At 49.5% G+C, this 19,275-nt stretch carries 15 protein-coding genes; 10 read left to right on the top strand and 5 right to left on the bottom strand.

All coding sequences use genetic code 11. The features are described from left to right. Together GRF55_RS11210 and GRF55_RS11205 are read left to right on the top strand one after the other, a co-directional pair. Positions 1-1,464 (top strand): potassium/proton antiporter, encoded by a 1,464-nt coding sequence (locus GRF55_RS11210; protein ID WP_220368476.1) that lies wholly within the window; start codon positions 1-3, stop codon positions 1,462-1,464. A 115-nt stretch (positions 1,465-1,579) separates the two neighbouring features. Continuing rightward, entirely contained in the window at positions 1,580-1,798 is a 219-nt protein-coding gene (locus tag GRF55_RS11205) for a hypothetical protein (RefSeq protein WP_220368475.1), read from the top strand. Positions 1,799-1,948: 150 nt separating this feature from the next. Here the strand turns inward: GRF55_RS11205 and GRF55_RS11200 are convergent, their stop codons facing one another. Beyond that, on the bottom strand, positions 1,949-3,805 hold the full coding sequence (locus tag GRF55_RS11200) for a DEAD/DEAH box helicase (RefSeq protein ID WP_220368474.1): 1,857 nt from the start codon (positions 3,803-3,805) through the stop codon (positions 1,949-1,951). A gap of 358 nt (positions 3,806-4,163) precedes the next feature. Beyond that, positions 4,164-5,708 carry a hypothetical protein gene (locus GRF55_RS11195; protein ID WP_220368473.1) on the bottom strand — a complete coding sequence of 515 codons (1,545 nt, stop codon included), beginning with the start codon at positions 5,706-5,708 and terminating at the stop codon, positions 4,164-4,166. A gap of 161 nt (positions 5,709-5,869) precedes the next feature. On the opposite strand from GRF55_RS11195, the gene GRF55_RS11190 reads away from it, so the two are divergent. The 5 genes from GRF55_RS11190 to ispG all read left to right on the top strand — a co-directional run bounded on the left by GRF55_RS11190 (position 5,870) and on the right by ispG (position 10,733). Beyond that, positions 5,870-6,517, top strand: coding sequence for a hypothetical protein (locus tag GRF55_RS11190; RefSeq protein ID WP_220368472.1), 648 nt, complete (start codon positions 5,870-5,872; stop codon positions 6,515-6,517). A 108-nt stretch (positions 6,518-6,625) separates the two neighbouring features. After that, positions 6,626-8,152, top strand: coding sequence for an RNA polymerase factor sigma-54 (gene rpoN / locus GRF55_RS11185; RefSeq protein WP_220368471.1), 1,527 nt, complete (start codon positions 6,626-6,628; stop codon positions 8,150-8,152). Continuing rightward, positions 8,145-8,780: a phosphatase PAP2 family protein gene (locus GRF55_RS11180; RefSeq protein WP_220368470.1), complete on the top strand. Its 636-nt coding sequence runs from the start codon at positions 8,145-8,147 to the stop codon at positions 8,778-8,780. Before rpoN ends, GRF55_RS11180 begins: the two co-directional genes overlap by 8 nt. After that, a complete protein-coding gene (purE, locus tag GRF55_RS11175; protein ID WP_220368469.1) occupies positions 8,777-9,283 on the top strand; it encodes a 5-(carboxyamino)imidazole ribonucleotide mutase in 507 nt (168 codons plus the stop codon). The genes GRF55_RS11180 and purE overlap by 4 nt, the downstream gene beginning before the upstream one ends. Positions 9,284-9,296: 13 nt before the next feature. Then, entirely contained in the window at positions 9,297-10,733 is a 1,437-nt protein-coding gene (ispG, locus tag GRF55_RS11170) for a (E)-4-hydroxy-3-methylbut-2-enyl-diphosphate synthase (protein WP_220368468.1), read from the top strand. Here ispG and GRF55_RS11165 read toward each other — a convergent pair. The 3 genes from GRF55_RS11165 to ychF form a co-directional block, all read right to left on the bottom strand. Next, a complete protein-coding gene (locus GRF55_RS11165) occupies positions 10,730-12,271 on the bottom strand; it encodes an IS1634 family transposase (RefSeq protein WP_172774742.1) in 1,542 nt (513 codons plus the stop codon). The two genes, ispG and GRF55_RS11165, sit on opposite strands and share 4 nt — an antisense overlap. A 215-nt stretch (positions 12,272-12,486) precedes the next feature. Continuing rightward, on the bottom strand, positions 12,487-13,347 hold the full coding sequence (gene lgt, locus GRF55_RS11160; RefSeq protein ID WP_370626723.1) for a prolipoprotein diacylglyceryl transferase: 861 nt from the start codon (positions 13,345-13,347) through the stop codon (positions 12,487-12,489). A 36-nt stretch (positions 13,348-13,383) separates the two neighbouring features. Then, positions 13,384-14,484 (bottom strand): redox-regulated ATPase YchF, encoded by a 1,101-nt coding sequence (gene ychF / locus GRF55_RS11155; RefSeq protein WP_220368467.1) that lies wholly within the window; start codon positions 14,482-14,484, stop codon positions 13,384-13,386. 131 nt (positions 14,485-14,615) lie between these two features. On the opposite strand from ychF, the gene GRF55_RS11150 reads away from it, so the two are divergent. The 3 genes from GRF55_RS11150 to GRF55_RS11140 all read left to right on the top strand — a co-directional run bounded on the left by GRF55_RS11150 (position 14,616) and on the right by GRF55_RS11140 (position 19,210). Further along, positions 14,616-16,607: a hypothetical protein gene (locus tag GRF55_RS11150; protein WP_220368466.1), complete on the top strand. Its 1,992-nt coding sequence runs from the start codon at positions 14,616-14,618 to the stop codon at positions 16,605-16,607. An 81-nt stretch (positions 16,608-16,688) separates the two neighbouring features. Further along, on the top strand, positions 16,689-18,131 hold the full coding sequence (gene sufB / locus GRF55_RS11145; protein WP_220368465.1) for a Fe-S cluster assembly protein SufB: 1,443 nt from the start codon (positions 16,689-16,691) through the stop codon (positions 18,129-18,131). A 23-nt stretch (positions 18,132-18,154) separates the two neighbouring features. Next, positions 18,155-19,210 (top strand): DUF4421 family protein, encoded by a 1,056-nt coding sequence (locus GRF55_RS11140; protein WP_220368464.1) that lies wholly within the window; start codon positions 18,155-18,157, stop codon positions 19,208-19,210. Positions 19,211-19,275 lie beyond the last annotated feature (65 nt).

Below are 19,275 nucleotides of genomic sequence, written 5' to 3'. Positions count from 1 at the left end.
ATGAATTTTACGGCAGAGAATATCTTTTTCATGGGTGCGGTGCTCGTTTTCGTGAGCATAGTCATCAGCAAGTGGGGCTATCGTTTCGGAGTGCCCACACTGTTATTGTTCCTTTTCACGGGCATGCTTTTCGGCAGCGACGGCTTGGGATTGCAGTTCCATAGCCATGAAGATGCGCAGCTCATCGGTATGCTTTCGTTGAGTGTCATCCTGTTTTCCGGCGGCATGGACACCAAGCGTCGCGACATCGAGCCAATAGTGGCTCAGGGGCTGATGCTCTCTACTGTAGGCGTGATTCTGACGACGGTCATCACGGGACTGCTCATCTATTACCTTTCCGAATGGACACAGCTCGACATCGGTCTGTCGCTTCCGTTGTCGCTGCTCTTGGCTGCCACGGTCTCATCCACCGATTCAGCATCCGTTTTCAACCTGCTGCGCTCACAGGGCATCGGGCTCAAGCACAACCTCCGTCCGACACTCGAGTTAGAGAGCGGGAGCAACGACCCGATGGCATACGTGCTCACCATTGCGCTGGTCAACCTGATTGTCTCCGCAGGCGAGTTTTCCGGTATGGAGTTGGCGACGAAAATCGTTGCCCAGCTGGCTGTCGGTGCGCTCTTGGGCTATCTGAGCGGCAGGGCGTTGGTGTGGATTGTGAACCACATCAACCTGCCCAATCCGTCGCTCTATCCGGTGTTGGTGCTGAGTATGATTCTCATCATCTTCACGCTGACCGACCTGCTGCACGGCAATGGCTATCTGGCGGTATATGTTGCCGGACTGGTTGCGGGCAACAGCCGGCTGTCGTACCGTCAGGAGACCGACACTTTCATGCAGGGGCTCACGTGGCTTTTGCAGATTGTGATGTTCCTCACGCTCGGTCTGCTTGTCAATCCGAGTCAGATGGTCCGGGTGCTGCTTGTGGCGGTAGCCATTGGTCTGTTCATGATGTTTGTTGCGCGTCCGATTGCCGTGTTCCTGTGTTTGCAGCCATTCCGCGTGCCGGTGAAAGCCAAGCTCTTTCTTTCCTGGGTGGGCTTGCGCGGCGCCGTCCCCATCATTTTTGCCACTTACCCAGTCATTGCGGGCATCGAGGATGCCGATTTCCTGTTCGATGTGGTGTTTGTCATCACGCTGCTCTCGCTCTCGCTGCAAGGCACCACCATCACGGCGTGTGCCCGTTGGCTCGGACTTGCCACGCAAGAGCCGAAGACGGGCAATGAGTTTGGAGTGGAACTGCCCGACAAACTCGGGTCGCGACTGTCAGAGATGACGCTCTCCGAAGCCGATCTCGCCAGCGGCAACCACCTCTCGGACATGCATTTTCCTGAAGGGACGTTGGTCATGATGGTCAAACGCGGCAATAGTTTTATCGTGCCCAACGGGCGTCTGGAGCTGCGCAAAGGCGACGTCTTACTGACCATCGAAAGTGACGAAAAGCCCCATTCCATCGAGACATAAAGGTTAAATCCACGCCTCTTTGTGGGGTGGTGAGAAAAATTGTGCATCAAAAATTTGGAGATGCTTTGGCGAAGTTTTAACTTTGCAGGCAGAAAACGTAAAAAAAGAATAAGATATGAACGCATTGATTTTTTTTGCGGCGATTGTTGCCGTTGCCCTGATAGGTTGGGCTTTTGCAGAACTGAAGAGTAAGGCTTGCACTTACCATAACGACGATGCTGAGTTGGAGGCACAGCAGCGTGTGCTTGACAGCCAGAAAGCGAATGATTACATCGAACAGGACATCAACGATGTGGTGAAGAGCATCAGCACCAAGGGCTTTGATGCCATTTAGTCAATCTCACCTTATTTATTATATAGGACAGACATACCTCTACAGCTTTACAGTGTAGGGGACGGTTGATGTGTCCACGCCTGAGAAGGAGACAACCCGGGGGATGTGAATCGGGCGAATCCTTTTTCCCGTTCCCATGCCGATTGGGGATTATTTTTTCTTTTTCTTCGGTTTTCTTCGTGCCCATCCCTCTTCCGAGAAGTCGGGCTCTTCGCCCACGAGTTGGATGTCGTGTCCTTGGAAGAATTGGCGCCAGTCGTCTTTTCTGCCGCTTTCCATGCGGATTTCCCGTTTGTTTTTTCTTCCTTTGCGCTTGCTGTTGCGCTCTTCTTTCGGCGGGGTTTGCTTTCCGTGCTTTGCTTTTCGCTGTTCGGAGGGGTTGTCAGCGTCGTTGCAGCGCACGTTGCGGTTTCTGTAGGCGGCACCGTTCAGTCCGTCCATCACGCGCCGTGCATCGCGTTCAGACACTTCGATGTAAGCGATTTTTGCGAGCAGGTCGATATGTCCCACAGCCACTTTTTTGCCTTCCACGTTGCGATTGATGAACTGCATGATTTCGCCCGGGTAGAATCCGTCGTCTTTTCCAAGGTTGATGAACAGCCGGCGGAATCCCTTTTCCGGTTTGCGGTTGCCGCCGTCTTTCCCTTTGTTCTTCTCTTTTTTCTCTCGTTTTGCGGGTTCCGGCTTTGATATTTCCGGAGCATCCGCATAGTAGGCGAGGAATTTCCCGAACTCGAGTGCGACAATCTTCTTGATGAGTTCCTCCTTCTCCATGTAGTCGAAGCGCCGGTTGATGTCAGCCATGAAGGGCGCAATCTGCTCTTCATCGACGTCGGTCTTGTCGATTTGGTCCATCACCTTGTAGAGTTGTTTGGTGCAGATGTCTTTCGGCGATGGGATTTCGCCTTCCACAAACTGTTTTCCGATTTCCTTTTCGATTGCCCTGATTTTGTGTTTCTCACGGCTGTGGACGATAGAGATAGACGTTCCCTTCTTTCCTGCGCGCCCTGTTCTTCCGCTGCGGTGGGTGTAGTTTTCTATGTCGTCGGGCAGTCCGAAGTTGATGACGTGCGTCAGGTCGTTCACATCGAGTCCGCGTGCCGCCACGTCGGTGGCTACGAGCAGTTGTGTGAGGTGCTGCCGGAATTTCTGCATGGTCAGGTCCCGCTGTTGTTGCGAGAGGTCGCCGTGCAGCGATTCGGCGTTGTAGCCGTCGCGTATGAGTTTGTCTGCAATCTCCTGCGTCTCGAGTTTGGTGCGGCAGAAGATGATGGCGAATATGCGCGGGTAGTAGTCCACGATGCGTTTGAGTGCGAGATATTTGTCTTTGGCGTTCACCATGTAATAGATATGGTTGACGTGTTCGGCGCCCTCGTTGCGGCTTCCCACCACGATTTCCTTCGGTTCGTGCAGGAAGGTCCGTGCGATGCGTTCAATCTCGCGGCTCATCGTGGCAGAGAAGAGCAGCGTGTTGCGCTCTTCCGGAACGCCCGAAAGAATCTCGTCCATATCCTCCTTGAACCCCATGTTGAGCATTTCGTCGGCTTCGTCGAGCACCACGTTGTGCACGTCGTCCAGCTTTGCCACGCCCCGTTTCATCAGGTCGATGAGTCGTCCCGGCGTGGCGACGATGATGTGCACGCCCCGTTTGAGTGTGTTGATTTGGTTGACGATAGACGTTCCCCCATAGACTGCCGTCACGCGGATGTCCGTCATGTACTTGGAAAAGTCTTTCAGGTCGTCGGTGATTTGGAGACAGAGTTCGCGTGTAGGACTGAGCACGATGGCTTGCGTCTTTTTCTCAGCCGTGTTGATGCGTTGCAGCAGTGGTATTCCGAATGCAGCCGTCTTTCCGGTTCCTGTCTGTGCGAGTGCAATCACGTCGTTGCGGTTGCCCAGCAGATAGGGAATCACCTCTTCCTGGATGGGCATGGGTTGTTCGAAACCGAGTTCTTCGATGGCACGCCGTATCTCTGCGCAAACTCCTAATTCTTCAAATGTCTTCATGTAACGTCTTTTTAATCAAACTTTTAAATCAGGCTGCAAAGGTACGATTAAGCGAGGATAATACAAAATAAAAGCCTGATTTTATTTTTATTGTCGAGCGTCAGTACCTTATGTAAAGGTACGATTAAGCGAGGATAATACAAAATAAAAGCCTGATTTTATTTTTATTGTCGAGCGTCAGTACCTTATGTAGTGGTACGAAAAATCGGTTGGAGAACGAAACAAATTCGTTTATTTCTTAAGATGCGGTGCTTGCCTGCTTCGTATTCGGGAAAAGCAAAGGAGACGGAGTTTACCATCAGACAACAAAAAAGCCCCTCGCAAGGGGCTTTTTCGTTTGTATGAATGCGTTGTCAGTTTATTTGTTCAAACGCTTCTTGCCGTTCTGAATCACAACACCCTTGTAGCTGTCTGTCACCTGCTGTCCTGCGAGGTTGTAGATAGGAGCGTTGGCGTCTGCAGCGTCGGCATCAATGTTCTTGATGGCTGTCGCATCGGCAGTCTTTTCGAAGCTGATGAGATAGAGCTGCGGAGTGGTGTTATATATGGCTCCCATACCCTCGAGGGTGTAGGTAGCACCCACCTCCAAGCCGTCAATAGCCACGTTGGTCCAGTTCTGGCGAACGATGAAATCGGTCTCATCGGCAGTGAAGGTCAAGTTCCTGCCATCAGCACTCTTGTAAACAGCATTTTCAATCTTCAGATATGCGTTCATGGATGAAACGAGAGGAAGCATTAACGGAGTGGTAATGGTTTCAGGTGTAACCGTAGCACCGCTGCTTTCTACCTGGAAGTTGTTTTGTGTGACAGCGAGTTCCAGCAGTCCGTTGTAGGTCTTCAGGTCGCCATAGATAGGAGCATATTCACCGCCACCCTGGTCGCTGGTAATGACATCGCCTTTTTGGAATCCCAAACCACTTCCAAAAAGCAGTAGGTTGTTATTGTAATCGTCTTTGATATAGGTGTAAGAACCGTTGACATAAGTCACTGTAGGATTGCTTACGAACAACATACCGCCTCCATAGTCTTCTACCATCCAGAGTGAAGTAGGAATGCCTGCACTCCAGTCTTCTTCACCTTTGTTTTCAAAATCTTCTAAGATTTCTGCAATATTCATGCGGCCTTTGTAAACATCGATGGTGTAGCTTTTTGTACTTGGCTGATAGGTTGTTGCATCACCAGCATATGAAGCAGTAACGTTCAACTTTCCATATGATTGGTTGGGAATTTCAATCTTATTGCCGTTGATGGTGGGAATGAGTTTGTCGTTTCCTGAAACTTTTTCAACAGCCCATGTTACAGCGGCACCGCTTACTGTGCTTCCGTTAGCTTTTACGGTAGCAGTAGGCAATGTCGGCATTTCGTTAGGACCATAGGTGAATTTAGTAACATAACCACCAGAAAAATCGATGGATGTAGCAGTACGGGTGTCTGTAGAAGCAGAATAATCGATAACGATAGTTTTGATTCTTACTTGTATGTTTGAGGTGTTAGCATTTCCTAATACAAAAGAAGATGCATTGATATTATATACCCCATCCGTACCAGTGATAGTACTTCCTCCTGCTGTTACAGAAACATTGTTGTAAGAAGCTCCTGTAAAAGTTATTGTAATGGAGTTAATTGTAGCATTTTCAAGAGAGGTCACGGTAATCGTGTTTCCACCATTCGCATGCCAATAAAGGCGAATGTCACCAGCTTTATTTAAGCCAGGGAAATTATTATTGCCTCCTTTGTCTGCCACAACAGACCATTTTGCTGCATCTAAACCTACGGTAGCAGCATCATTTTCCCCCGTCATGTTTCCTGTTTCTGTGCCAGAATATTGGAGAGTTACGCTTTCCGCAGCAACATTAGCTGCAAACACAAGCATCATTGTAAATAAAGTAAAAAGTTTTTTCATAAGCATTTTGTTTTTGTTATTAATAATTTATTGATGTGCAAAATTAGGTATTTCTTTTGAACTATGCAAACATTTTCGTAAACAAAAAGATTTTTTGTTTATATTTTGCTTTTTCGCTGATTTTTAATAACTTTGGCTGCGTAACGAAATGAAAGAAGATTATGGGAAAACATTTTAACTGGTCAGACGAATACTGGCTGCTGCTCATGCAGCTCTATCTGAAAAAGCCGACAGGCTTGAAACCACTATACTCCCGCCAGATGGTGGAGCTGAGTATGGAACTGCACATCCCTCCGCAGATGCTCTACGAACAGATGTTCCGCTTGCGACAGTTAGACACACCGCAACTGGAGCGCCTCTGGGCGAAATATGCGAAAAGTCCGCAACGTCTGGCGCGGGGAGTGAAACTGCTCCGCCAGATGAAAGGCTTCGGACAGGCAGGTATGTTCTACGACGGTGTGGAGGAAAACGAAACATTCGAACGCGACTTCCGCCCGATGGAAGGACATCCCCACCTCAAACCCGCCATGCTCATCCTCGTCCTCGACCTCTATTTCCGACTGACACCCAACACGATGGTGCCCGAGACGCCGGAGATTATCGAACTGGCTAAGAAGATGAAAATCAAGCCCGAAGAGGTGGTGGAACTGATGGAATGCTACCAGCATTGCGACCCTTACCTGAAGAGGAACGCGCCGGCAGACCATCCACTGATGGCGGCGTGCGAGCAAACATGGAAAAGGTTTGGCAACGACAGTCCCGAGAAACTGGCAGCCTTGGCAGCGCAAATGGTGGAATACTTTAAGTGAGGGGGAGATTTTTAGAAACCGAAAACTTGAACAAGTTTTTATCTCAACTGGTTTATAATCTCGGAAATTTTATCTAATTTTGCACATTATATTAAAGAGCGTCTCGTTATGCCTCAAAAACTTGTCAATATACAGGAGCAGAAACAACAGCAGGTGCAGCGCCTTACAGCGCAGCAAATGCTTAATGTGCACTTGTTGGAAATGCCGCTGACAGAACTTGAACAGAGTATCAATGCGGAGATTGATGATAATCCGGCATTGGAAATCAGTGAGGAAGGCAGAGAACTGAAAGGACAGAACGAGGAAGCGAGAGACGATAGCACAGAAGAAACCTTCGAACAACAGACGGAACGAGAGGAGCGTGCCGATGCCTTGGATGCAGCGTTGGAAAGCATTGGGAGCGACGACCAGATGCCCGACTATCACAGCCCTTCATACAGCAAGCAGACAGCCGAATATGAAGAAATAGTGTATGGAGACCCCGTGTCGTTCTATGACAAACTGAGAGAACAGATGGGCGAGCAAATGCTTACCGAGCAACAACGGGAAATCATGGAATATCTCATCGGTTCGCTCGACGACGACGGACTGCTCCGAAAAGAACTCGACACCATCGCCGACGAACTCGCCATCTACCACCACATAGATGTGAGCACGGCTGATATAGAGGAAGTGCTGCGTGTGCTGCAAACGTTCGACCCGCCGGGAATTGGGGCACGCAACCTGCAGGAGTGTCTCCTGCTGCAGATACGGCGTAAGCCAGACTCTGTATGGAAAGAACGTATGGAGAAAGTGGTGAGAAGCCATTTCGAAGCATTCACGAAAAAAAACTGGAACAAGATTGTTGCTGCACTGGGACTGACCGACGAGCAGGCAGAAACCTTGCAGACAGAAATACATCGACTGAACCCGAAGCCCGGAGCAGCGTTGGGAGAAACGGAGGGCAGGAGCATTCAGCAAATAACGCCCGACTTCATCGTGGATACAGGCGACGACGGAACGCTTACGTTTTCCCTTAACCGAGGCGATATTCCGGAGCTGCACATCTCACCCACCTTTACCGAACTGCTGAAAAACTATCAGGAAAATAAAGAGACGATGACCCGCAAAGACAAAGAGGCGCTGCTCTATACAAAAGAGAAAGTCAGCAAGGCGCAGGACTTTATCAATGCGGTCAGACAACGGCAGATTACAATGGTCACGACCATGAGGGCGATTATCGACATACAGCGGAAATTCTTTCAGGAAGGCGACGAGACAGAACTCCGCCCGATGAAACTCAAAGACGTGGCAAAGCGGACAGGACTAGACCTCTCTACCATCTCGCGCGTCAGCAATCTTAAGTATGTGGAGACACGCTGGGGAATCTTCCCGCTGAGATTCTTCTTCAGCGAAGGCTATACCACTGCCGACGGCGAAGAATTGTCAACACGGAAAATGAAAGTCATCCTAAAAGAAATCATCGACAGCGAAGACAAGGACGAGCCGCTGAGCGACGAAGCGCTCACTGCCATCATGAAAGAGAAAGGTTTCCCCATCGCCCGACGCACCGTGGCAAAATACCGGGAGCAGATGGGAATGCCCGTGGCGCGGATGAGGAGAGAGCGCAAAAAGAAACAGGAAAGTCATGAATAAACGGTTAATCATACAAGCAGCAAGGGTGTTGAGCATCATCTTCACACCTTTCTACCTGCCCTTGTTGGGGCTGGCACTGTTGTTTGTGTTCAGTTATCTTCGTATGTTGCCGTTCATGTATAAGATGCAACTGCTGCTGTTGGTATATGTCCTGACGATATTGATGCCCACTTATCTGATACGTCTTTACCTGAAATATCAGGGGTGGAGCCATTATCACCTTGGACAACGGGAGCGACGGATGGTTCCCTACGTGATTTCCATCCTCTCTTATTTTACCTGTTTTTATCTGATGAATATCTTGCACGTGCCCCATTTCGTCAGTAGCATACTCGTTGCAGCCCTTCTGATACAGATTATCTGCGCCATCATCAACGTGTGGTGGAAAGTTTCGACCCATACCGCAGCGATAGGTGGAGTGGCAGGAGTCCTGATTGCCTATGCGCATCTCTTCTTCTTCAATCCCCTTTGGTGGCTGTGTCTGGTGATATTGCTCGCAGGACTGGTTGGGTCGAGCCGCATGATTCTCCGTCAACACACGCTGCTTCAGGTAGTCGTCGGCTTCCTGACAGGGTTCGTCTGCGCCTATTTTTCCGTTATGAAATTATCTATCAATTTAATTATATGAAACCACTTGTAAGTATTATCATGGGCAGCACCAGCGACCTGCCCGTCATGGAGAAAGCCATGAAACAGCTGGAAGAGTTGCAGATTCCTTTCGAGGTGAATGCCCTCTCTGCACATCGCACCCCCGATGCCGTTGAAACTTTTGCTAAGAATGCTCAGGAACGAGGCGTGAAAGTTATTATTGCCGGAGCCGGAATGGCTGCCGCCTTGCCTGGAGTGATTGCAGCTCAGACAAACCTTCCCGTCATCGGAGTACCCATCAAGGGGATGCTCGACGGACTGGATGCGCTGCTCAGTATCGTGCAGATGCCTCCGGGAATACCTGTGGCGACGGTCGGTGTGAACGGTGCAGCCAACGCGGCAGTGCTCGCAGCGCAGATGATAGCGCTGGCTGATGCGAATATTGCCGTGAGGGTAGCCGAACAAAAAAAGAAACTCGGGGAAAAGATAGAGAAAGCAAACAAAGAACTTGCTGAAATAAAGTATCAATTCAAAACCAATTGAATACAGCGAAAAGATGACAGAACAACCTTTCGGATACAAGCGACGGCAAAGTGACGAAGTGTGTGTGGGCGATTTGCGCATCGGGGGCGATAACCCTATACGCGTTCAATCGATGACAACCACTTCAACACTCGACACAGACGGGTCTGTGGAACAGGCTTGCAGGATTATTGATGCCGGCGGTGAACTGGTGCGGCTGACCACACAAGGGACAAAAGAAGCGGAGAATCTCAGAAATATTAGCGCCGGTCTTCGGGAAAAAGGCTACCACACACCAATCGTTGCCGATGTGCATTTCAATCCCAATGTGGCTGAAGTGGCTGCGCTGTATGCGCAAAAGGTGAGAATCAATCCGGGAAATTATGTCGATCCTGCCCGCACGTTCAAGCGGATAGAATATACCGACGAGCAGTATGCCGACGAACTTCAGAAGATAGAAAGGCGGTTCCTTCCATTAATCAATCTTTGCAAAGCACATCGCACGGCACTCCGGATAGGCGTGAATCACGGTTCGCTCTCCGACCGCATCATGTCGCGCTATGGCGATACGCCCGAAGGAATTGTAGAGAGTTGTATGGAGTTTCTCCGGATTCTCAAGCGCGAACGATTCAACGATGTTCTGATTTCCATCAAGGCATCCAACACCGTGGTGATGGTGCAGTCTGTCCGCCTGTTGGTGGAATGTATGGAGAGGGAACAGATGCACTATCCGCTGCACCTCGGTGTGACGGAGGCTGGTGAAGGAGAGGACGGACGTGTTAGGAGTGCCGTGGGAATAGGAGCCCTGCTGACGGAAGGCATCGGCGACACCATCCGTGTGTCGCTCAGTGAGGAGCCCGAAGCCGAAATTCCCGTAGCCAAGACTTTGGTGCGACTGATTGAGCCTTGTGCGAAACTGCGGGCGATGGCAGAGAATGGGGAATGGAACGAAGATGGGGAATACTGTCGTCTTGATGGCGATACGATACGTTTGCATGTTCAAGCCACCGATTGGGAAGAATTGCAGCTGAAGGCATCGATGGCTTGTGGGGCACTGTTGATTGACCGCAAGGCAAAGGACTTGGTCATCACCACCGATGACGCACGTTTCAGCGCAGAGAAATTGCAGGCGTTGGCAGACAATATCCTGCAGGCTGCCCGTATCAAGTTTACGAAAACCGAATACATCTCTTGTCCGGGTTGCGGGCGCACATTATATAATTTAAGGGATACGATTCTCCGTATCAAAGAGGCGACGCAACACCTGACGGGTTTGAAAATTGCCATCATGGGATGTATCGTCAACGGACCCGGTGAGATGGCTGATGCCGACTACGGATATGTCGGGGCGGCACGCGGACGGATTTCTCTCTACAGGCAGAAAGTGTGTGTAGAAAAGAATATCCCCGAGGAAGAGGCGGTAGAAAAACTGCTGCAACTCCTGACTTCGTCAATGCGCCACCCAAATTAAGATTTGTTGCCAGATATGTCGAAAAGTGGTTTCACTGCGAGGTGCTTCTCCGTCAAGAAGAGTGTCTTAGTGAAGTAAGTCCCGTTTTTAGGCATCCTTACCCTGATTGTCGTGATAGTTTTGGCTGCCTCAAGCACCTTATCGACACTCATCCCAATCTTGTTAATGGCAATGAGTCGCTCCAGTTCCTTATATACCTTATAGGCGATGAAGCAAATGCAGACATGTGCCTCTATCCTACGTTCTGTAAAATGAAACATCGGACGCATTTCCAGAGTTCCTTTTGAAATACGGAATGCACGTTCCACCACCCAGAGTCCATGATACTCGGCAATGACACGCTCGGCGTCAAGGTCTGTATTGGTGATGTAGCCCTTGAGTCCGTCCCACTGGCAGTCCTCTGCAATCTTCTCTTCGCTGATGACGACTTCTATGTCCTTGCTGATTTCAAGAAACTTGTTGTAGCCACGCTTGTTCACCTGACTCTTCGTGATGCGTCCGGTCTTATAGGCTTTTCTCAATCGGACAATTCCGCGGTCACGGTTGTAGGCATCCTTCTTTGCACGCTTGTCGGAATAACTGACGATAAGTCTTTCCCCATTCTCACGTTTGTAGTCGTAACAGGCTTTATCAACCTTCTCTAAAGAGAGAATCCATTGCTTCACGCTTGCGCTCTCGCTCTTGATGCGGGCTCCAAGTATGTAGTTGTAGCCAGCCTCCTGCAGCAAAGTGACATTGTTCTTGTTCATCAAGCCTGAGTCTGCCACCACAACAAAATCTTTCCCCAGATTGAAACGCTGCTTGAAGTCATCTATCATTGGTATCATGGTGAAGCCCTCATACTGGCTGCCGTTGAACAGAGAGTATGAAAGCGGGTAGCCTCCTTCTGATACAAGCAGACCGAGTATAACCTGTGACTCTGCCGTCTTTCCATCCTTTGAAAACCCCGGTTCACGCAATACGTCCGTCTGTGCTGTCTCAAAGTAGAGCGTCGTCACGTCGTAGAACATCAATCCAATCTTGCCTCCGAACAGTTTCCGGGTGTGCTCTACGCTAATCTGCTGCGCAAGCTCCATCTGGGTATTGTAGAGCTTGTCCATGTAGCGATAGATGTGGTTGAGGTCAACATCTTCATCATAATATGACTTCAGGTAATCTACTGTGGCAAGTTTGCTTCTGGGCTGCGACACCCTTGCGATTACCAAATGACGCAGAATCTCATCGGGAATCCGGTTGAAGCCGATGCTGTCATAGACTTGATCAAGCAGAAGCCGAGTACCGTTTATCAACACGTTGTCAATATTGCTAAGGAAACGCTCTGTCTCCTCGACTTCCTTTCCCTTGCGGTCATCAAAGTCAAGTTCTTGCTGACCGCCAAATGAACGTATCCATGCAGCAGCCTTATCGCATAATGAATGTATTTCCTCTTCGGATGTAGAGGAGCCAAACGATTTTATTTCTTTATACTTTCCACTCGCTTTACTGACCACTACCACACTTGTAGAGCCGGAACGATTGTGTTTCTTGCGTACATACATGGTGCAAAGGTACACGTTTTTCGCTTGCGCCACCCAAACCACCCAATAATTTTACGTAACTCGCTGATTATCATTGTGCGCTATATGATGGCGCAAAAAAGTGATGAAGTCAGGAAAAGAATATCCCCGAGGAAGAGGCGGTAGAAAAACTGCTGCAACTCATTCAAAATGATCAAGCTGCAGCAGGTAATGGTGTGAGCGGATAAAGAACTTCCTTACTTCGCTCCCAGTCTTTTTAGCCATTTCCCGCCAGTCATACAGGCAATGCCGATAACGATGAAGGGGAGGCTAAGCAGTTGTCCCATATTGAGAAGCATGCCGCTTTCGAAATCCACTTGGTCTATCTTGGTAAACTCGATGAAGAATCGTGCGGTGAAAATAAGTGTCAGGCATAGTCCGAAGAAGAAGCCCGTGCCGACTTTCTCAGGTCTCTTTCTGTAAAGATACCAGCCGATAAAGAAAAAGACGAAGTAGCAGATAGCCTCGTAGAGTTGTCCCGGATGTCGCGGAGCGTCCGACAGTCCCCGTCCCGCATTTTCAAAGACAAATGCCCAAGGAACGTCGGTCACCTTGCCGATAATCTCCGAGTTCATCAGGTTGCCTAAGCGGATGAAGCAAGCTGTCAGCGGAGTGGCAATAGCGATGTTGTCGAATACAATCCAGAGATTGAGATGTGTGCGGCGATAGTACAGATAAAGTCCCAGCATCAGTCCGAGCGTACCACCGTGTGATGCCAATCCTTCGTATCCGGTAAACTTCCATCCCTCAGCCGTATGTTTCATTGGGAGAAAGACTTCGAGGAAGCGGTCCCAACTGCTCAGATATACATCGGGCTCGTAGAAGAAACAGTGTCCCAACCGCGCACCGATGATGATACCGAGAAAACAATAAATCAACAGCGGGTCGAACAGTTCATCCTTGATTTTCTGTTCTTTATATAGTCGTCGGACGATGAGAAATGCCAGCACGAGACCAATCAGCCAGCAGAGCGAGTACCAACGAAACCCAAAGCTGCCAATCTGGAATGCAATCTCCGACGGTGCCCAGTTGATGTAGTTGATAAAATGCGTCATCATTTATTTATTATTTGTCATTTATCCTTTAACAAAGCGCTACACATTGAACCGGAAGTGCATGATGTCTCCGTCTTGGACGACATATTCCTTTCCTTCCACAGCCAGTTTTCCTGCTTCGCGCACGGCAGCTTCCGATCCGTATTGGATATAGTCATCGTATTTGATGACCTCTGCGCGAATGAATCCCTTTTCAAAATCGGTATGGATAACACCGGCACATTGTGGTGCTTTCCATCCTTTCTTATAGGTCCAAGCCTTCACTTCCATCTCACCGGCGGTGATGAATGTCTGCAGGTTGAGTAGTGCATAGGCTTTTTTAATGAGTCGGTTCACGCCGCTTTCTTCCAATCCCAGTTCGTCAAGAAAAAGTTTCTTGTCTTCATACGACTCCAGTTCGGCGATGTCCTCCTCTGTTTTTCCTGCGATAATCATAGTTTCTGCTCCCTCTTCAGCCGCTAACTGTTCGATGCGACGGGCGTATTCGTTGCCAGTTTTTGCGGATGCCTCGTCCACGTTGCACACATAGAGCACGGGCTTTGACGTGAGAAGGAAAAGATTGCGGGCGGCATCTTGTTCCTCTTTGCTCTCAAACGTGACGACACGGGTGTTTTTCCCTTTTTCCAAAACTTCTTTGTAGGCTTCCAGTACGGTCATGAGCACTTTGGCATCCTTGTTGCCGGCGGCGGCCGTCTTTTGTGTTTTGGCGAGTTGTCCTTCTATGGTTTCGAGGTCTTTGAGTTGCAGTTCGGTGTCGATAATCTCCTTGTCACGCACAGGGTCTATGGTTCCGTCCACGTGGGTGATATTGTCGTCGTCGAAGCAGCGCAGCACATGGATGATGGCATCAGTCTCCCGGATGTTTCCGAGAAATTTGTTTCCCAGTCCTTCGCCTTTTGATGCCCCCTTTACGAGTCCGGCGATGTCAACAACTTCGCACGTTGCCGGCACGATACGTCCGGGGTGAACAATCTCTGCAAGTCGTGTGAGTCGCTCGTCGGGCACGGTGATGACGCCGACGTTGGGTTCTATCGTGCAGAAGGGAAAGTTGGCTGCCTGTGCCTTTGCGCTCGACAGGCAGTTGAAGAGTGTTGACTTACCTACGTTTGGCAGTCCTACGATGCCACATTTTAATGCCATATCTTTCAGAGTTTTCTAATTGTGTGCAAATGTACATAAAAATTTTGGATTAAGAGGCTTGTCGAAAAAAAAAATATTATTGTTCATTTGCGGAATTATTTATACCTTTGCACGGATAGAAGGCGACACAGATGAAAAACTGGATGAGAATCGTATTCAAGATATTGAAAGGACTGGGAATTTTCTCGGTCGTGATAGTCGTGCTGACAGCAATCGGTGCCTATTTGCTGAACACACCGGCTGTGCAGAATTACATGATGGGGAAGGCGACCGGATTGCTGTCTGAAAGACTGAATACGCGTGTGAAGGTGGACAGTGTATCGATTGATTTCTGGGGTTATGATGTGTTTCTGCATGGTCTGACGATAGAGGACCAGGAGCATCGTGAAATGTTGGATATGGATGTGCTGGTTGCTGATGTGGATCTCTGGGCGCTATTGAAAAAGAAGGTCATTGTGAAGCGTATCAACATAAAGGGACTGAATGCGCTCTTGCTGAAACCATCGCCCGACGAACCCGCCAATTATCAGTTCCTCATAGATTCGTTGGCTGGCGGTAGGGATGCGGGAAAGCATAAGCAGTCGAGAAAAATGGAGATTGATATCAGCAATGTCAAGTTGCAAGACGTGTGTGCGCAGTATAACTCATCGGAATTTTCGTTGCGGCAAGTGACGTATAAAAAGCGACGCAAAAACAGGCATGCGGTGGAGATTGAGGGTCTGAACGTGAAGACGGACAATAAGAAGCCGCGCAAAAACGTGGGGAAGCCTCATCGTGGTTTCTTCGATGTGGGGCATCTCAACATGACGGCAGACATGAAATTGGAGATTGATTTCCTGAAGAAAGACTCGGTAAGGGCTGTCCTTGAGAAATGCCGATTGATAGATAAGACAGGAGGAATAGATGTGTCCGATTTGCGCACGACGATAGATTTCTATCACGACAGTTTGTTTTTCAAGGATATATTTTTGCAGCAGAAGTCAACGGTCGTAGAAATAGCTGACGCGCAGGTGCAGCTGCCCAATAGAAAGACGGGTAGGCGTTTGAGTTTTTCTACCGGTAATATTTCCGGCCGTGCTTATCTCAAGGATATTTCGAGAGCTTTCTCTCCTCCGCTGAAACATTTCAGTCTGCCGCTTAATTTCCAGGCGCGGATGCGTGGTTCGGAGGACGAGCTGTCGTTCAGTGGCGTGCGTGTGAAGACGGATGACGGACGGCTCACGGCGAGCGGTGCAGGGAAGGTGTCGCAACTGAGAGGCAAGAAGAAGTTGGGTGTGCATTTCAATGTGAGCGACCTGCGTGTGAAGGGCGATATGAAGGAGAAAATCATCAATCAGTTTGTGGTGAAAAAGCTGATGATGGGGCAAGTTCGCAAGTTGGGAAATCTCCATGCCAAGGGAAGTTTCGACGTGCATTGGAAGCGGTTGGACTTTCAAGGGTGGCTTCACACAGCAGCAGGAAGCCTGAACTTCTCGTTAGGCATAGACAATCTTCATAAATATCTCACAGGCAGTGTGAAGAGCGATGCCTTCAAATTGTCGCAAGTGGTGGATCTTCCCAAGTTGGGAAATCTGGCTTGTCAGGCGAGTTTCAAGATTGACATATCGAAGTCGCGCACGGCGAAGATACGTCGGACACAGGGAGGGAAGTTACCCATCGGAACGGTCGATGCGCAGATTGACGACTGCAGCTATGGGGGAGTCCACATTCGGAATCTGAGGGCAGACATCAAGAGCGACGGCGCCATAGCTGCCGGCAACCTGATGCAGCTGGGCAAGCGTAGGGCGCTTTACTGTTCGTTCAGTTTCACCGATACCGACAATATGCGGGATATGAAGATAACGAATCCCGGTATCATGTTCTATAAGCACAAGGACAAGAGCGGACAGGAAATGACCGAAGAGGAGTTGTTGCGGATGAAGGCAGAGAAGGTGGCAAAAAAGCAAGCCGAAAAAGCATCAGAGCAGGCTGCGCGAAAGGAGGAAAGGGCGCGAAAGGCATTGGAGAAGGCTGAACGAAAGGAGCAAAAAGCGGCTGAAAAAGCAGCGCGGAAGGCGCAAAAGGCTGCTGAGAAAGCGGAGCGAAAAGCACGAAAGGCGACGGAGAAAGCTGCGAAGGAATGACATAATTGGGGAGGAATAGTTATTTTCTCAATCTTTTTTAGTATTTTTGTAGCCACTTTTTATAAGGAGTTTTCATTTTTTATGAACGACAATAATAGATTTGTACGGCAGGTTGCAGAACGGAAATATGAGTTCGGTTTCACCACCGACGTCAAGACCGAGATTATCGAGAAGGGCTTGAACGAGGATGTTGTGCGCCTGATTTCAGCCAAGAAGAACGAGCCGGAATGGCTGTTGGAGTTCCGTCTGAAGGCGTTTCGCTATTGGCAGACGCTCGAACAGCCTTCGTGGGGGCACGTCCGATTGCCAGAAATAGATTACCAAGACATTTCTTATTATGCCGACCCGTTGGCGCAGAAGCCGAAGGGGACGGGCGAGATAGACCCCGAACTGGAAAAGACATTCGACAAACTCGGCATTCCTCTCGAAGAACGGCTGGCATTGAGTGGCGTGGCTGTCGATGCCATCATGGACTCGGTCAGCGTGAAGACTACTTTCAAGGAGAAACTTTCCGAGTTGGGAGTGATTTTCTGCAGCATCGGTGAAGCCGTTCAAGAGCATCCCGAGTTGGTGCGTAAGTTTTTAGGGACGGTGGTTCCCTATCGCGACAATTTCTTTGCGGCGCTCAACAGTGCGGTCTTTTCCGACGGTTCGTTTGTATATATTCCCAAGGGCGTTCGTTGTCCGATGGAACTGTCGTCCTATTTCCGCATCAATGCCCGCAACACGGGGCAGTTTGAGCGTACGCTGATTGTGGCGGAAGATGACAGTTATGTTTCTTATTTAGAGGGTTGTACGGCACCGATGCGCGACGAGAATCAGTTGCATGCCGCGATTGTTGAGATTATTGTGATGGACCGTGCCGAAGTGAAATATTCGACGGTTCAGAACTGGTATCCCGGCGATGAGAAGGGTCGGGGCGGTGTGTTGAACCTCGTGACGAAGCGGGGAGAGTTGCGCGGTGCGCACTCCAAACTCTCATGGACGCAAGTGGAGACGGGAAGTGCCATCACGTGGAAATATCCGTCGTGCGTCTTGCGTGGCGACAACAGTGTGGCAGAGTTTTATTCGGTTGCCGTAACAAACAATTATCAGGAGGCAGACACGGGGACGAAGATGATACACATCGGCAAGAATACCCGTTCGACGATTATTTCGAAGGGAATCTCTGCCGGTCATTCGCAAAACTCGTATCGCGGACTGGTGCGTGCGACGTCGAACGCCGACAACGCCCGCAACTACTCGTCGTGTGACTCTCTGCTTTTAGGCAGCGACTGTGGGGCGCACACCTTCCCCTATATGGATATCCACAACGAGACCGCTATCGTGGAGCACGAAGCGACTACGTCGAAAATCAGCGAGGACCAGCTCATGTATTGCAACCAGCGAGGCATTCCGACGGAAGCAGCGGTGGGACTCATCGTCAATGGCTATGCGAAGGAGGTGTTGCAGAAACTGCCGATGGAGTTTGCCGTCGAGGCTCAGAAACTGCTCTCCGTCTCGCTTGAAGGGACGGTGGGATGATGGGAAAACCAACATTTTTATAAATGAAAAGGATATATATATTAACAGTATTGTTGTGTTTCGCTGTCTTTGAAGCACAGGCACAAGACAATGAGAAGGCGCCATGGGGAAAGCGGGCTGTAAAGACCGTGAAAACATTCCTCGACAATTTGGCGTTCAGGAATTTGGATTCGACTTACCTTGAATTGCCGAAACATGGGTGGAAAGTGTCCGTGACAACCAATTTCGCCGGCATCAGCGCCAGTGTGGAAGGACATGATATTCCCACTTATCAGGATATCAGTGTTGACATGCGTTCCAAACTGAGCGGACAGACAGCCATCATGATGGGTTACCGTTCGCTGTCAGCCAGTTACTCATTCGACGTTGCGCACGGATATTCCAGCGATTTCAACCTCGCATGGTTTGGTAAGCGGTTCGGAGTAGAGTTTCGCAGCCATTCCACAGAAGGTTTGAGGGGAACGCTCGATGCCACTGCCACCGAAGGGAACCTGCCCATCAAGGAAGGCGACACGCGGTTGAAGGCTACCATCATCAATGGTTACTATGTGTTCAACTATAAGAAATATTCGCTGCCCGCAGCCATGAAACAGTCGGTCATACAAAAACGGTCGGCAGGTTCGCTCACGGCATACGCCCTCTTTCTCTCCGCCCGCCTGGATGGTAAGAACCAAATGGCTTCAGCCATGCTGAACGGCTTGAAGAAAATAGAGTTCTATCAGGCTGCCGTTGGGTTGGGTTATGGCTACAACTATACGCCTAATCAGGGACGTTTGCTGATGCACATCTCGGCAGCTCCCTTGTTGGTGTTTTTCAATAAGAACTTCATCACTGCCGCCGTCGATGTTCCGCTGAGCGATGGAAGCAGGTTTCAGACAGACATCAGTAAGGAGGTTAAGACCAAACACAAGTATTTCCTCACGGGAGTAGCCCGCGCATCGGTGCATTATAACCTGAGTAAGCAGGTGTATGTGGGTGCTGCCGCCCTAGTCAACGACATCCGTTTCTCCTCAGCCTCGGGAGTAGAGATGCAAATGGACGACTGGATTGTCAACGCCAGCGTGGGAGTGAGGTTCTGACAGAGATGAAAAGACGAGCCATCGAACGGCAGTGAGAAAAAAGAATCAAGACTAAGAAGAATAAA

It is taken from the genome of Prevotella sp. Rep29, from assembly GCF_019551475.1.
Taxonomy (GTDB): domain Bacteria; phylum Bacteroidota; class Bacteroidia; order Bacteroidales; family Bacteroidaceae; genus Prevotella.
This window is presented reverse-complemented; position numbering and strand designations above follow the sequence as displayed.

Excerpts from the sequence above, each read along its gene's own strand:
- GRF55_RS11210 (WP_220368476.1), top strand. The coding sequence starts at position 1 with ATGAATTTTACGGCAGAGAATATCTTTTTCATGGGTGCGGTGCTCGTT.
- GRF55_RS11205 (WP_220368475.1), top strand. The coding sequence starts at position 1,580 with ATGAACGCATTGATTTTTTTTGCGGCGATTGTTGCCGTTGCCCTGATA.
- GRF55_RS11200 (WP_220368474.1), bottom strand. The coding sequence starts at position 3,805 with ATGAAGACATTTGAAGAATTAGGAGTTTGCGCAGAGATACGGCGTGCC.
- GRF55_RS11195 (WP_220368473.1), bottom strand. The coding sequence starts at position 5,708 with ATGAAAAAACTTTTTACTTTATTTACAATGATGCTTGTGTTTGCAGCT.
- GRF55_RS11190 (WP_220368472.1), top strand. The coding sequence starts at position 5,870 with ATGGGAAAACATTTTAACTGGTCAGACGAATACTGGCTGCTGCTCATG.
- rpoN (WP_220368471.1), top strand. The coding sequence starts at position 6,626 with ATGCCTCAAAAACTTGTCAATATACAGGAGCAGAAACAACAGCAGGTG.
- GRF55_RS11180 (WP_220368470.1), top strand. The coding sequence starts at position 8,145 with ATGAATAAACGGTTAATCATACAAGCAGCAAGGGTGTTGAGCATCATC.
- purE (WP_220368469.1), top strand. The coding sequence starts at position 8,777 with ATGAAACCACTTGTAAGTATTATCATGGGCAGCACCAGCGACCTGCCC.
- ispG (WP_220368468.1), top strand. The coding sequence starts at position 9,297 with ATGACAGAACAACCTTTCGGATACAAGCGACGGCAAAGTGACGAAGTG.
- GRF55_RS11165 (WP_172774742.1), bottom strand. The coding sequence starts at position 12,271 with ATGTATGTACGCAAGAAACACAATCGTTCCGGCTCTACAAGTGTGGTA.
- lgt (WP_370626723.1), bottom strand. The coding sequence starts at position 13,347 with ATGATGACGCATTTTATCAACTACATCAACTGGGCACCGTCGGAGATT.
- ychF (WP_220368467.1), bottom strand. The coding sequence starts at position 14,484 with ATGGCATTAAAATGTGGCATCGTAGGACTGCCAAACGTAGGTAAGTCA.
- GRF55_RS11150 (WP_220368466.1), top strand. The coding sequence starts at position 14,616 with ATGAAAAACTGGATGAGAATCGTATTCAAGATATTGAAAGGACTGGGA.
- sufB (WP_220368465.1), top strand. The coding sequence starts at position 16,689 with ATGAACGACAATAATAGATTTGTACGGCAGGTTGCAGAACGGAAATAT.
- GRF55_RS11140 (WP_220368464.1), top strand. The coding sequence starts at position 18,155 with ATGAAAAGGATATATATATTAACAGTATTGTTGTGTTTCGCTGTCTTT.